Here is a 13,837-nt window from a genome sequence, read left to right on the forward strand (position 1 = left end):
ACCGTGCATGGGGTCGACAACGAAGCCTGCGGGACTGTCACAGGGGGTGTGCAACTGCACGTGCACCATCGTGCTCTGCGCTCACGGCAGATGCAAGAGTCGATTCACGTGCAGTCGCATCATTGGCATATGCAGGCGCCGGATGCACGTGCATCCGAACGTGCCGATGGACGTGCTGATGGACGTGCCGATGCAAAATTGATAGATCCTTCTGCCACGACAAGCACTGTCAGCGGCCGGATAGTGGCAGACTGTGCCCTGTTTCCCGAGGCGGAGGTTCCCACGGCATGACCACAGCGCAGCCCGGCGGCGGCGGTTCCATGGTGCGCCGAATCCTCCTGGGCTCCCAGCTGCGCCGGTTGCGCGAGGCACGGGGTGTCACCCGAGAGGATGCCGGGTACCAGATCCGCGCCTCTGAATCCAAGATCAGCCGGATGGAACTGGGCCGGGTCAGCTTCAAGGAACGCGACGTCGCCGACCTGCTCACCCTCTACGGCGTCACCGACGGTGAGGAACGCGAGTCACTGCTCGGCCTGGTCCGCGAGGCCAACAAGTCCGGCTGGTGGCACAGCTTCAGCGACGTGCTGCCCGGCTGGTTCCAGACCTACGTCGGGCTGGAGGAGGCCGCCTCGCTGATCCGCACCTACGAGGTGCAGTTCATCCCCGGTCTGCTGCAGTCGGAGGAGTACGCCCGCGCCGTCTTCGGCCAGAGCCGCCCGGTGCTCAGCGACGAGGAGATCGACCGCCTGGTGGGCCTGCGCCTGCGCCGCCAGAAGCTCCTGACGGAGGGTCAGGGCCCGCGCCTGTGGGCGGTGATCGACGAGGCGGCGCTGCGCCGCCCGGTCGGCGGGCCCAAGGTGATGCGCGGTCAGCTGCAGTACCTGATCGACATCGCCGAGCAGCCCAACGTGGTGATCCAGGTGATGCCGTTCCGGTTCGGTGCGCACGCCGGCGAGAGCGGGGCGTTCAGCATCCTGCGCTTCCCGGAGCAGGACCTGGCCGACGTGGTCTACCTGGAGCAGCTCACCAGCGCCCTCTACCTGGACAAGCGCGACGACGTGGACGCCTACGTCCAGGTGATGGAGCGGCTGTGCGTGGACAGCCTCACCCCGGAGCGCACCGTCGAGCTGCTCTCCACGATCCTGCGCGAGGCCTGAGCGCCAGGCCCGCTCCGCCGCCGGGCGGACCCGTGCCCGCTACGCCCGTCGTATCCAGTGCGGTCGCCCCGGCGGGTCGACCTGCGGCGGGTTGCCCAACTCCCAGGGCAGCTCGTAGCGGGCGAACAGGTCGGCCCGGATCGGCGGCAGCGGAGTCTGCGCCCCCGGCAGCAGCACACCGATGCAGCCGCCCATCAACGCGCTGCGCAGCACCGCGTGTTCGGCCACCGGATCGCCCGCGCCCCAGCCGGCCAGCACCTCCCGCAGGATCGCGCCGAGCTGCTGCTGCTCCGGGTCCTGGACGAAGCCGCCGACGTCCGGATCGAGGATCAGCGCCAGGTGCGAGCGCATCACCCGCGGGTGGTCCAGCGCGGTGCGCAGCACCTGGTCGATCGCGGTGGCCAGCCGCTCCTGCGGCGAGGCGTCGCCCGGCAGGACGGCCAGGGCGGCGGCCAGCTCCAGATGCATCAGACGGTGCGTGGCCGACTGCATCAGGAGTCGTTTGCCGTCGAAGTAGTACGACACCAGGCCCCGGGCCAGCCCGGCCCGTTCGGCGATGTCGGCCAGCGTGGTGGCGGCGTATCCGCGCTGGTCCACCAGCTCGGTGGTGGCCCGCATCAGCCGGCGCCGGGAGCGCAGCCGCATCTCCTCGTTGACCGATTCCCCGCGAGGTGCCATCGTGTCAGCTCCGTACGTTGGTTGGCTCTCGGTCAATATACTTCTGACCGTGAGTGACCGACGGTCTCCGCCCGAGGCGAAGGCGGGAGTCGGTCCGGTACGGGCAACAGCGTCGGTCTCACCAGAACGGGGGACTGGTGAGACCGACGCCAAAGCTCTGCTGACAGCCCGTCAGACCCTCCCTCGACCTCCGGCCGCGGGAGCCCCCATCTCCGGCGCCGCCTCGGCGCCGACCCGGGCGTAATCGTAGTCCGGCACCGAGTGCCGCGCCGCCGCCCGGCGGCGGTCCAGCAGCGCGCCGCCGGCGGCCACCAGCAGACCGATCAGGGCGACCCCGGTGACCAGCAGCAGGGCCGGGCGGTAGCCGGCCAACTGGGCGTGCGGGCTGTCGCCGCCGTGCGTGCCGGCCGTGATCACCGCGGTGGTGACGGCGAGCACCAGGGCGTTGCCCACCTGCATCGCGGTATTCACCAGACCGGAGGCCAGACCCTGCTCCTCGTCGGCCACGCCGTCGGTGGCGGCGATGTTGGCCGAGGGGTAGAAGAGCGCGAAGCCGATGCCGAGCAGCACCATGCTGGGCAGCACCAGCGCCAGGAAGGTGCTGTCCGGGCCGAGCCGCAGGAAGAGCGCGTAGCCGAGGACCATCGCCGCACTGCCCAGCGGGAGCAGCTTGCCGGTGCCGAAGCGGTCCACGATCGCGCCCATCCTGGTGGCGGACAGCGCGACCAGCGCGCCGGCCGGCAGCAGGGCGAAGCCCATCTCCAGCGCCGACCAGCCGAGCAGCCGCTGCAGGTAGAGCGCCACGATGAACTGGAAGCCGGCGTAGGAGCCCATCAGTACGAACGCGCTGAGGTTGGCCCGGGCCACGCTGCCGTTGCGGAAGATGCCGAGCCGCACCAGCGGGTGCGCGGTGCGCTGCTCGATCAGCAGGAAGGCGGCGCCCAGCGCCGCGACCGCCAGCAGCGAGCCGATGGTGCGCAGGCTCGCCCAACCGACGCTCTGCGCCTCGGTGACGGTGAAGACCAGCAGCAGCAGGGCGGCGGTGCCGGTGATCGCGCCGGCCACGTCGTAGCCGCCGTCGCTGTCCTCACGTGCGTGCTTGGGCAGCAGGCGGATCGCGAAGACCAGCGCGACCAGGGCCACCGGGACCGGCATCAGGAAGGTCCAGCGCCAGCCCACCGAGGTGAGCAGGCCGCTGATCACCAGGCCCAGCGAGTAGCCGCTGGCGCCGCAGGTGGTGAAGATCGAGAGCGCCTTGTTGCGGGCCGGGCCCTCGGCGAAGGTGGTGGTGATGATCGAGAGCGCGGCGGGCGCGGTGAACGCGGCGGCCGCGCCCTTCAGGAAGCGGGCGCCGATCAGCAGCGCGCCGTCGTCGACCAGGCCGCCGAGCAGCGAGGCGGCGGCGAAGACGGCGAGCGCGATCAGGAAGACCCGGCGCCGGCCCAGCAGGTCGGCGGCCCGGCCGCCGAGCAGCAACAGGCCGCCGTAGCCGAGCACATAGCCGCTGACCACCCACTGCAGGGTGGAGGTGGAGAGGTTCAGGGAGGTGCCGATCGAGGGCAGCGCGACGCCGACCATCGAGACGTCCAGCGCGTCGAGGAAGAGTGCGGCGCAGAGCACGATCAGGGTGCCCCAGAGCCGTGGGCTCCAGCGGACGGCACTGGACGCGGTGTCAGACATGTTCAAAGCGTGGGTAGTTGATCCGTCGATGCTGGTCATGGAGCAAGACACTACATGCACGTGCAATCAATGCAAGTAAATATAATGTGAACTCATATAGTTCTCGTGCATGTGATAGGATGCCCCCGTGCGAACAGCTGACCCGGCCGCGACGGCCGCCCTGGTCTCCGAGTGGCGCGAGCTCCTGGCTCGCCACGCGGCCACCGCCTGCGCCCTGGACCGCGAGCTGAGCGAGCACCACGGGCTCGGCATGAGCGAGTTCGAGGTGCTGGAGCGCCTCACCGAGGCTCCCGAGGAGCACCAGGACAAGCTCCGGGTGCAGGAACTCGCCGAGACGGTGCACCTCAGCCAGAGCGCGCTGTCCCGCCTGATCGGCCGGCTGGAGAAGGCCGAGCTGGTCGAGCGCGCCATGTGCGCCGAGGACCGCCGCGGCATCTACGTCCGCCTCACCGAACTCGGCCGCGAGCGCTACGAGGCCGCCCGCCCGCTCCACCGCGAGGTGCTGAGCCGAAGCCTGACGGATCATCAGAACCCGGGCGAGTAAAGCCTCCTGGCGGCAGGGACGGTCAGACCGGCGCTACCGGAGCGCGCTCAGCCCTGGTGCTGCGGCCAGCAGCAGCACCAGGGCGGGCGCCGCCAGCGCCAGCAGGGTGAAACGCAGCCGGGCCGCCACCGGAAGCCGGGGCTCGCCGGCCAGCAGACGGTCCACCCGGCGCGGCGCCTGGGCCAGCTGACCGGGGGCCGGCTCACCAGGGCAACCGTTGAACACCCCGCGCCCGGTGTTGATCTCCACCATCGCGTGCGCCGTGGTCACCCGCCCGTGCCGGCGGGCCGCCCGGTCGTCCGCCGCCAGCTCCACCAACTCGCCCACCTGGTCGCGGAACGCGCTGAACACCCCGACCCCGGGAAAACCCGCCGCCAGCGCCTGCGCGCCCTGCGCCAACCAGTGGTGCCGGGCTCGGACATGCCCGCGCTCATGGCTCAGCAGCGCGGCCAACTCGTTGTCGGTCAACCGGCTCAACGCGCCCGTCGTCACCACCAGGCGCGACTGCGACCCCGGCAGCGACCAGGCCTCGGGCCGGACGTTCTCCAGCACCACCAGCCGCTCCCGCCGGGCCGGCTGGTCGCCGGCGCCGGCCGGCAGCTCGGGCGCCCGATCCGCCAACTCCCGCTGCCGCCGCCCACGCTGGGCCCGCGCGGCGCGGATCTCCCGGGTCAGCGAGAGCGCGGTCCGCAGGCCGCCGAGCGCCAACAGCACCGCACAGAGCCGACCCCAGCCCTCGCCGCCGGCCAGACCGTACGCGGCCTCCACTCCGCGCGGGGCACCGTGGAAGAGCAGCGTGCGCACCTCGGGCAGCGCGGCCGACAACGCGAGCAGCAGGCTCAGCAGACAGCAGAGCAGCACCGCGACCACCAGGCACTGCCAGACCAGCAGCGCGAGCACCGGTTCGCGCTCAGCCCAACGCGCCCGGGCCAGCAGGAGTGGCCCGGCGGTGGCGAACAGCAGACCGAGCAGCAGCAGGCCGAGCAGGGCCGTCATGGCAGCAGGTCCCCCCAGGGGAAGGCGCGACAGTACGCTGAGTCTCAATCTAGGCGCTGGGCGTGCCCGGTGGTACGGCCGCCCCGGCAGCAGTGACCAAGGACACCACGGCGGGCGGCGCCTCGGCCGCCCAAGCGGCTGCCATCCGGCTCCCCTAGAGCGCCAGCAGCATCGCGAACATCCCCACCCCCATGGCCAGTCGGCAGGCCTGCGGCACCGGCCCGGCCACCAGCGCGGTCCCGGCCGGCTGCGGCCCGCCCGCCGTGAGCAGCCGACTGCCCGCCCAGACCGCATAACCGCCGAAGTAGAGCAGTAGCCCCCCGGTCAGGGCCGGCCACCCCATCGCCATCGCCATCCCGGGGTGGTCCGGACGCCCGCCCATCGCCAGCGCCATGTAGACCATCGCCGCCGCCCCCACCGCGTGGTGCAGCCGGTGCGCCCGCCGACCGCCGGCCCGCCGACTCAACGCTGCCCAGAGCGAGGCCGCGCCGAGCACCCCGAACAGCGCCACCCACAACGGCGCGGGCAGCCGGTCGTCGGAGGCGATCATCGCGGCCGTGCCCAGCCCCATCACCGCCTCGGCGGCATCGGAGGCCCGGCCGTCGTGCCAGTCGCCGGGCCACTTGTCGTGCCGGTCGTGGTACCGGTCGCCGGGCCGGTCGTGGTCCCGGTCTTTGCGCTGGTCGGCGGGCCGGTCCGCAGGCCGATCGTCCGGCCGGCTGCCCAACCGCTCCGGCCCGGGGTGGGACCGCAGACGCAGCCGCAGCAGGCAGATGCCACCCGTGGCGGCGGTGAGCAGTGCCAGCAGCCAGCTGAGTACCGCCGGTCCGTGCATCGGTCCCCCCTCGCGCCCGTCCCGACAGGGGACAGCACCACGATCACCCGCCGCGACCGCTCGACAGCAGGGCGCGCACAGGGGCGTACGGAGGTGCGACCGCCGACGTCGCTCAGTGTCGTGCGCCGGGCACCACCGAGTGGCCGCGTCGCGGTGGCGGCCGACCGGGGGCGCGGCCAGGCTCGAACCGTCCGCGATCCGTTTCCGCTCGGGCAGGTGTCCAATTCCCGCCCGCCGCAAGGCTTCCGGGCAGACGGCCCGTAGTGCGCAGATTCTCTCACCTACCCCCCCTTGAACAGGAGAACCTTTCGTCATTATCGTGTTCTTGACTCAATAACTTCTGTCGAAGCAGGTCTCTCATGCAGAATCTTTCGTCGAAGCACGCTGAGGCGGCCGACCTTCCTGCGGCGCCGCTCGCCGACCACCCCGCCTGGCAGCGGCTCAAGCAGACCGTCGAGGCACTGCGCCCGTTGCAGTCCAAGGACGGCTCGATCGACCTGGCCAGCGTCCAGCGCACCACGGTCGACCCGCTGCTGAGCACCGTGCTCGAGGCGATCCAGGAGCTCGCCCCGCTCTTCCCGCACGATGCCGGCTACCTCGAGTCCGTCCAGGCCGACCTGCGTAAATGGGCCGACACCGGCTACCGGGAGCCCGACTTCCTCGACTCGCTGCTGGCCTTCCAGCCGGCCGCCGAGCGGACCGACGGCCTGGACCACCTCGTGGTCTTCCCGATGTACACCCAGAACGGCAACCCCGACCGCAACCTGGAGGCCGTGCTGCTCCAGGTGGTCTGGCCCGACTGGCTGGCCGAGCTCGAGCGGACCCGCTTCGACAACCCGATGTTCGTCCCGATCACCTTCACCGACTTCACGGCCGGCTACGACACCAACTCCGCCGTCCTCTTCCCGGAGACCGTCGCCGTCCGCAAGGCCCCCGAGCGGTTCACCTGGGGCGGCATCTTCTGTGACCGCGAGGCCGCCCGCTTCCGCGCCGTCTCCAACTCCGCCGTCGAGCTGCTCGGCCTGGAGATCCCCGAGGACGCCGCCCAGCTGATCGCCGACCAGGAGCGCGCCCAGCAGACCTTCGTCCTCTGGGACCTGGTGCACGACCGCACCCACAGCCACGGCGACCTGCCCTTCGACCCGTTCATGATCAAGCAGCGCAGCCCGTTCTGGATGTACGGCCTGGAGGAGCTGCGCTGCGACCTGACCGCCTTCAAGGAGGCCGTCCGGCTCGAGGCCGAGGGCTACAAGCAGGGCCGCGACGTGCAGTACGCGATCCTCTTCGACCGCCTCTTCCGCTTCCCCGTCACCGGTGGCCGGGTCCGCAACTACGACGGCATGGGCGGCCAGCTGCTCTTCGCCTACCTGCACCAGCACGACGCGCTGCGCTGGCGCGACAACCGCCTCAGCATTGACTGGGCGCGGGTCGCCGAGGTCACCAACGCGCTCTGCGGCGAGATCGAGGCGCTCTACCGGGCCGGCATCGACCGCCCGAAGACCGCGCACTGGATCGCCGCCTACGAGCTGGTCTCCCGCTACCTCACCCCGCACCCGGCCTCCACCTGGGCCAAGGGCCCGGCCGCCCTGCCGCTGGACGCCGGCGACAGCAAGTCCGTCAACAAGGCGCTGTGCGACGCCGTCCACCCGGACGAGTTCCCGCTCAGCATGTTCTACGAGGCCCTGTCCAAGAAGCTCAGCGGCGTGATCGCCGCCACCACCGGCATCACCGGCGCCGGCATCCAGGAGGTGGCCGCGTGAGCGAGCGAAGCGAGCGAACAGTCCAGAAGGTGCGCATGTGCGAAGCGCCCAGCGAGCGAAGCGAGGTGGCCGCATGAGCACCGACTCCCTGAACGGCAAGGTCATCGCGGTGGCCGGCGCCAGCGGCCCGGCAGGCCAGGCCACGCTGCGCCGCCTAGCGGCCGGCGGCGCCACCGTGATCGGCGCCGACATCGACCAGCACCGCCTGGACGCCGCGATCGAGACGGTCAAGGTCGCCGTCCCCGGCGCGAAGATCAGCGGGCAGGTGATCGACCTGCTCGACCCGCAGGAGGTGCACGACTGGGCCGACCACCTGGAGGCCGAGCACGGCCACGTCGACGGCCTGCTCCACCTGGTCGGCGGCTGGCGCGGCAGCAAGACCTTCCACGAGTCGCGGATCGACGACTGGGACTTCCTGCACGACACCGTCGTCCGCACCCTGCAGCACACCTCGCTCGCCTTCCAGCCCGCACTGCTGCGCAGTGAGGCCGGCCGGTTCGCGATGATCGGCGCCGCGGCCGCGCACAAGCCCACCGCCGGCGGCGCCGCCTACGCGGCCGCCAAGGCCGCCACCGAGGCCTGGACCCTGGCGATGGCCAACTCCTTCGTCAAAGAGGCCACCGCCGCCGACGGCACCCCCAGCGCCGCGGCTGTCATCCTGGTGATCAAGGCCCTGCTCAGCCCCGAGATGCGGGCCGAGAAGCCGGAGGCCAAGTTCACCGGGTACACCGAGACCGCCGACCTGGCCGACCACCTCGCGGACCTCTGGGCCCGCCCCGCAGCAGAACTGAACGGACAGCACCTGTGGCTGACAGCCCGATGATCTCCTTCACCTCCCGCACGGACGCAGTACCGCACCACGACGCCGCGGTTCGCGGGTTCGCCAGCGACAACTACGCCGGGGTCCACCCGGAGATCCTTGCCGCGATCACCCTGGCCAACGGCGGCCACCAGGTCGCCTACGGCGAGGACCAGTACACCGAGCACCTGCAGACCGTCTTCAAGCGCCACTTCGGCGACAGGGCCGAGGCCTACCCGGTCTTCAACGGCACCGGCGCCAACGTGGTCGCGCTGCAGGCGCTGCTGCCGCGCTGGGGCGCGGTGATCGCCGCCCAGAGCGCGCACATCAACGTGGACGAGTGCGGAGCGCCGGAGAAGATCGCCGGCATCAAGATCCACACCGTCCCCACCCCGGACGGCAAGCTCACCCCCGCCCTGATCGACCAGCAGGCCTACGGCTGGGACGACGAGCACCGCGCCGCCCCGCTCGCCGTCTCCATCACCCAGAGCACCGAACTCGGCACCCTCTACACGGTGGACGAGGTCAAGGCGATCTGCGAGCACGCCCACGAGCGCGGCATGCTCGTCCACATGGACGGCTCCCGCCTGGGCAACGCCGCCGCCTCGCTCGGCCGCCCGTTCCGCGAGTTCACCACCGAGGCGGGCGTCGACGTCCTCTCCTTCGGCGGCACCAAGAACGGCCTGCTGTTCGGCGAGGTCGTGGTGGTGCTCAACCCCGAGCGGGTCCGCAACATCAAGTACCTGCGCAAGATGTCGATGCAACTCGCCTCGAAGATGCGCTTCGTCTCGGTGCAGTTCGAGGCGCTGCTCACCGGCGACCTCTGGCTGCGCAACGCCGGCCACGCCAATGCGATGGCCCAGCGCCTGGAGACCGCGGTGCGCGGCATCGACGGTGTGACGCTGGTCCGCCCGGTGCAGGCCAATGCCGTGTTCGCGATCCTGCCGCGCGAGGTCAGCGAGCGACTGCAGAAGCGTTACCGCTTCTACTTCTGGGACGAGCACACCGGTGAGGTGCGCTGGATGGCCTCCTTCGACACCACGGAGGAGGACATCGACGCCTTTGCCGCGGCGATCGCGGAGGAGATGGGCCGCGAGGGCTGAGCGCCGCTCTCACCCGCGATGGCGCTGCTCCGAGCCGCTCAGTCGTACGAATCGTCCCGTCCCGGGCTCCCGGGACGGGACGATTTGCTTGTGGCGGGGCCGTGCCCGTACAGTTCCGGAGTCGCGCCGCGAGGGGCGACGGAGAGAAATCGGGACGATGAACTTCGGTAAAACGGAGTGAAAAAGATCTGATAGGCTCTGCAAAGTAAGAACGAAGCGCCCGGAGAGCTGCGAGAGCGGCTTGAAGAAAGTGTCCGTTCCTTGAGAACTCAACAGCGTGCCAAAAGTCAACGCCAGATATGTTGACATCCCCGGCCTTGATCGTCTGATCGGGGTTGGAGATTCCTTTTGAAGTAAAACACTAGCGAGGACGCAGTGCACGGGGTCGGCCTATTCCGCTGATTGTCGTGCCGCTCTGCGCGGGTGTCGACCCGATTACGGGAAAACATTCACGGAGAGTTTGATCCTGGCTCAGGACGAACGCTGGCGGCGTGCTTAACACATGCAAGTCGAACGGTGAAGCCCTTCGGGGTGGATCAGTGGCGAACGGGTGAGTAACACGTGGGCAATCTGCCCTGCACTCTGGGACAAGCCCTGGAAACGGGGTCTAATACCGGATATGACCTGGGACCGCATGGTTCTGGGTGTAAAGCTCCGGCGGTGCAGGATGAGCCCGCGGCCTATCAGCTTGTTGGTGGGGTAATGGCCTACCAAGGCGACGACGGGTAGCCGGCCTGAGAGGGCGACCGGCCACACTGGGACTGAGACACGGCCCAGACTCCTACGGGAGGCAGCAGTGGGGAATATTGCACAATGGGCGAAAGCCTGATGCAGCGACGCCGCGTGAGGGATGACGGCCTTCGGGTTGTAAACCTCTTTCAGCAGGGAAGAAGCGCAAGTGACGGTACCTGCAGAAGAAGCACCGGCTAACTACGTGCCAGCAGCCGCGGTAATACGTAGGGTGCGAGCGTTGTCCGGAATTATTGGGCGTAAAGAGCTCGTAGGCGGCCTGTCGCGTCGGATGTGAAAGCCCGGGGCTTAACCCCGGGTCTGCATTCGATACGGGCAGGCTAGAGTGTGGTAGGGGAGATCGGAATTCCTGGTGTAGCGGTGAAATGCGCAGATATCAGGAGGAACACCGGTGGCGAAGGCGGATCTCTGGGCCATTACTGACGCTGAGGAGCGAAAGCGTGGGGAGCGAACAGGATTAGATACCCTGGTAGTCCACGCCGTAAACGTTGGGAACTAGGTGTTGGCGACATTCCACGTCGTCGGTGCCGCAGCTAACGCATTAAGTTCCCCGCCTGGGGAGTACGGCCGCAAGGCTAAAACTCAAAGGAATTGACGGGGGCCCGCACAAGCAGCGGAGCATGTGGCTTAATTCGACGCAACGCGAAGAACCTTACCAAGGCTTGACATATATCGGAAACGGCTAGAGATAGTCGCCCCCTTGTGGTCGGTATACAGGTGGTGCATGGTTGTCGTCAGCTCGTGTCGTGAGATGTTGGGTTAAGTCCCGCAACGAGCGCAACCCTTGTTCTGTGTTGCCAGCACGCCTTTCGGGGTGGTGGGGACTCACAGGAGACTGCCGGGGTCAACTCGGAGGAAGGTGGGGACGACGTCAAATCATCATGCCCCTTATGTCTTGGGCTGCACACGTGCTACAATGGTCGGTACAAAGGGCTGCGATGCCGCGAGGCGGAGCGAATCCCAAAAAGCCGGCCTCAGTTCGGATTGGGGTCTGCAACTCGACCCCATGAAGTTGGAGTTGCTAGTAATCGCAGATCAGCATGCTGCGGTGAATACGTTCCCGGGCCTTGTACACACCGCCCGTCACGTCACGAAAGTCGGTAACACCCGAAGCCGGTGGCCTAACCCTTGGGAGGGAGCCGTCGAAGGTGGGACCAGCGATTGGGACGAAGTCGTAACAAGGTAGCCGTACCGGAAGGTGCGGCTGGATCACCTCCTTTCTAAGGAGCACATGGCCGGTTGCGAGCGAATGTCTCGCACGGTTGCTCATGGGTGGAACGTTGACTATTCGGCACACAGGGCGAGTCTTCCTTCAGTACTGCACTTCGGTGCGTGGAACGGGGTTGGTGAGTCTGGTGTGTCGGGCACGTTGTTGGGTCCTGAGGGAACGGCCGTATGGTCTGAACCTCGAGGATGCCGGTCCCACGGACAGTACTCGTTTTCGGGTGGTGTAGGTGGGTGTCTGGTCGTTGTTTGAGAACTGCACAGTGGACGCGAGCATCTGTGGCCAAGTTTTTAAGGGCGCACGGTGGATGCCTTGGCACCAGGAACCGATGAAGGACGTGGGAGGCCGCGATAGGCCCCGGGGAGCTGTCAACCGAGCTTTGATCCGGGGGTGTCCGAATGGGGAAACCCGGCAGTCGTCATGGGCTGTCACCCGCACCTGAACACATAGGGTGCGTGGAGGGAACGCGGGGAAGTGAAACATCTCAGTACCCGCAGGAAGAGAAAACAACCGTGATTCCGGGAGTAGTGGCGAGCGAAACCGGATGAGGCTAAACCGTATTGGTGTGAGACCCGGCAGGGGTTGCCGATACGGGGTCGTGGGAAAGTTCTTCAGTCGTCTGCCGGCGGCTGGGTGAGTCAGAAACCGTTGGTGTAGTCGAAGGACATGCGAAAGGTCCGGCGTAGAGGGTAAGACCCCCGTAGACGAAACATTAGCGGCTCACTTGAGCTTCTCCCAAGTAGCACGGAGCCCGAGAAATTCCGTGTGAATCTGGCGGGACCACCCGCTAAGCCTAAATATTCCCTGGTGACCGATAGCGGATAGTACCGTGAGGGAATGGTGAAAAGTACCGCGGGAGCGGAGTGAAATAGTACCTGAAACCGTGTGCCTACAAGCCGTGGGAGCGTCGTTCGCCAGCTTGCTGGTGGGCCGTGACTGCGTGCCTTTTGAAGAATGAGCCTGCGAGTTTGCGGTGTGTAGCGAGGTTAACCCGTGTGGGGTAGCCGTAGCGAAAGCGAGTCCGAATAGGGCGTTTGAGTTGCATGCCCAAGACCCGAAGCGGAGTGATCTAGCCATGGGCAGGTTGAAGCGCGGGTAAGACCGTGTGGAGGACCGAACCCACCAGGGTTGAAAACCTGGGGGATGACCTGTGGTTAGGGGTGAAAGGCCAATCAAACTCCGTGATAGCTGGTTCTCCCCGAAATGCATTTAGGTGCAGCGTCACGTGTTTCTTGCCGGAGGTAGAGCACTGGATAGGCGATGGGCCTCACCGGGTTACTGACCTTAGCCAAACTCCGAATGCCGGTAAGTGAGAGCGTGGCAGTGAGACTGTGGGGGATAAGCTCCATGGTCGAGAGGGAAACAGCCCAGAACACCGACTAAGGTCCCTAAGCGTGTGCTAAGTGGGAAAGGATGTGGAGTCGCAGAGACAACCAGGAGGTTGGCTTAGAAGCAGCCACCCTTGAAAGAGTGCGTAATAGCTCACTGGTCAAGTGATTCCGCGCCGACAATGTAGCGGGGCTCAAGCACACCACCGAAGTCGTGTCATTCACAGAATACGTCCAACGACGCTGTGGATGGGTAGGGGAGCGTCGTGTTCCGGGTGAAGCGGCCGAGGAATCGAGTCGTGGACGGGATACGAGTGAGAATGCAGGCATGAGTAGCGATACAAGAGTGGGAAACTCTTGCGCCGATTGACCAAGGGTTCCTGGGTCAAGCTGATCTGCCCAGGGTAAGTCGGGACCTAAGGCGAGGCCGACAGGCGTAGTCGATGGACAACGGGTTGATATTCCCGTACCCGCTTTGAAGCGCCAACGCTGAACCAGGTGATGCTAAGCCCGTGAAGCCGGCCCGGAGTCTTCGGACAAAGGGACGTGGTGGAGCCGGTGGTCCAAGTCTGTAGTAGGTGAGCGATGGGGTGACGCAGGAAGGTAGTCCAGCCCGGGCGGTGGTTGTCCCGGGGTAAGGGTGTAGGCCGAGTGGTAGGCAAATCCGCCACTCTTTAAGGCTGAGACCTGATGCCGAGCCGATTGTGGTGAAGTGGATGATCCTATGCTGTCGAGAAAAGCCTCTAGCGAGTTTCATGGCGGCCCGTACCCCAAACCGACTCAGGTGGTCAGGTAGAGAATACCGAGGCGTTCGGGTGAACTATGGTTAAGGAACTCGGCAAAATGCCCCCGTAACTTCGGGAGAAGGGGGCCGGAACTGGTGGAGGCACTTGCTGCCCGAGCTGGGGCCGGCCGCAGAGACCAGCGAGAAGCGACTGTTTACTAAAAACACAGGTCCGTGCGAAGCCGTAAGGCGATGTAT

At 67.2% G+C, this 13,837-nt stretch carries 9 protein-coding genes and 2 rRNA genes; 7 read left to right on the forward strand and 4 right to left on the reverse strand.

The genetic code is table 11. The features are described from left to right. Window positions 1–287 precede the first annotated feature (287 nt). Window positions 288–1,157 (forward strand): helix-turn-helix domain-containing protein, encoded by an 870-nt coding sequence (locus BR98_RS35720; RefSeq protein ID WP_083977408.1) that lies wholly within the window; start codon window positions 288–290, stop codon window positions 1,155–1,157. A 39-nt stretch (window positions 1,158–1,196) separates the two neighbouring features. On the opposite strand, the gene BR98_RS35725 is transcribed toward BR98_RS35720, so the two are convergent. Both BR98_RS35725 and BR98_RS35730 read right to left on the reverse strand, forming a co-directional pair. After that, window positions 1,197–1,835, reverse strand: a complete 639-nt coding sequence (locus BR98_RS35725) for a TetR/AcrR family transcriptional regulator (protein ID WP_035851611.1) — start codon at window positions 1,833–1,835, stop codon at window positions 1,197–1,199. A 171-nt stretch (window positions 1,836–2,006) separates the two neighbouring features. Next, complete coding sequence (locus BR98_RS35730) at window positions 2,007–3,515, reverse strand: MFS transporter (RefSeq protein ID WP_051971003.1); 1,509 nt, start codon at window positions 3,513–3,515, stop codon at window positions 2,007–2,009. 127 nt (window positions 3,516–3,642) lie between these two features. Here BR98_RS35730 and BR98_RS35735 point away from each other — a divergent pair, with 127 nt between their 5' ends. Then, entirely contained in the window at window positions 3,643–4,059 is a 417-nt protein-coding gene (locus BR98_RS35735; protein ID WP_035851613.1) for a MarR family winged helix-turn-helix transcriptional regulator, read from the forward strand. A 33-nt stretch (window positions 4,060–4,092) separates the two neighbouring features. Here BR98_RS35735 and BR98_RS35740 read toward each other — a convergent pair whose 3' ends face one another. Both BR98_RS35740 and BR98_RS35745 read right to left on the reverse strand, forming a co-directional pair. Beyond that, window positions 4,093–5,055, reverse strand: coding sequence for a M56 family metallopeptidase (locus BR98_RS35740; RefSeq protein WP_035851616.1), 963 nt, complete (start codon window positions 5,053–5,055; stop codon window positions 4,093–4,095). A gap of 154 nt (window positions 5,056–5,209) precedes the next feature. Then, window positions 5,210–5,890: a DUF5134 domain-containing protein gene (locus tag BR98_RS35745; RefSeq protein ID WP_035851618.1), complete on the reverse strand. Its 681-nt coding sequence runs from the start codon at window positions 5,888–5,890 to the stop codon at window positions 5,210–5,212. A 359-nt stretch (window positions 5,891–6,249) separates the two neighbouring features. Here BR98_RS35745 and BR98_RS35750 point away from each other — a divergent pair, with 359 nt between their 5' ends. The 5 genes from BR98_RS35750 to BR98_RS35770 form a co-directional block, all read left to right on the forward strand. Next, window positions 6,250–7,650, forward strand: coding sequence for a DUF6421 family protein (locus BR98_RS35750; protein WP_035851622.1), 1,401 nt, complete (start codon window positions 6,250–6,252; stop codon window positions 7,648–7,650). A gap of 73 nt (window positions 7,651–7,723) precedes the next feature. Beyond that, on the forward strand, window positions 7,724–8,473 hold the full coding sequence (locus tag BR98_RS35755; RefSeq protein WP_035851624.1) for an SDR family oxidoreductase: 750 nt from the start codon (window positions 7,724–7,726) through the stop codon (window positions 8,471–8,473). After that, on the forward strand, window positions 8,470–9,552 hold the full coding sequence (locus BR98_RS35760) for a threonine aldolase family protein (RefSeq protein WP_035855044.1): 1,083 nt from the start codon (window positions 8,470–8,472) through the stop codon (window positions 9,550–9,552). Before BR98_RS35755 ends, BR98_RS35760 begins: the two co-directional genes overlap by 4 nt. A gap of 448 nt (window positions 9,553–10,000) precedes the next feature. Next, window positions 10,001–11,522 (forward strand): 16S ribosomal RNA (locus BR98_RS35765). Window positions 11,523–11,807: 285 nt separating this feature from the next. Beyond that, window positions 11,808–13,837 (forward strand): 23S ribosomal RNA (locus BR98_RS35770); the annotation flags it as partial.

Source organism: Kitasatospora azatica KCTC 9699, from assembly GCF_000744785.1.
Taxonomy (GTDB): Bacteria; Actinomycetota; Actinomycetes; order Streptomycetales; family Streptomycetaceae; genus Kitasatospora; species Kitasatospora azatica.

Coding starts and splice junctions, on each gene's coding strand:
- BR98_RS35730 (WP_051971003.1), bottom strand. CDS start 3,515: ATGTCTGACACCGCGTCCAGTGCCGTCCGCTGGAGCCCACGGCTCTGG.
- BR98_RS35760 (WP_035855044.1), top strand. CDS start 8,470: ATGATCTCCTTCACCTCCCGCACGGACGCAGTACCGCACCACGACGCC.
- BR98_RS35740 (WP_035851616.1), bottom strand. CDS start 5,055: ATGACGGCCCTGCTCGGCCTGCTGCTGCTCGGTCTGCTGTTCGCCACC.
- BR98_RS35755 (WP_035851624.1), top strand. CDS start 7,724: ATGAGCACCGACTCCCTGAACGGCAAGGTCATCGCGGTGGCCGGCGCC.
- BR98_RS35725 (WP_035851611.1), bottom strand. CDS start 1,835: ATGGCACCTCGCGGGGAATCGGTCAACGAGGAGATGCGGCTGCGCTCC.
- BR98_RS35745 (WP_035851618.1), bottom strand. CDS start 5,890: ATGCACGGACCGGCGGTACTCAGCTGGCTGCTGGCACTGCTCACCGCC.
- BR98_RS35750 (WP_035851622.1), top strand. CDS start 6,250: ATGCAGAATCTTTCGTCGAAGCACGCTGAGGCGGCCGACCTTCCTGCG.
- BR98_RS35720 (WP_083977408.1), top strand. CDS start 288: ATGACCACAGCGCAGCCCGGCGGCGGCGGTTCCATGGTGCGCCGAATC.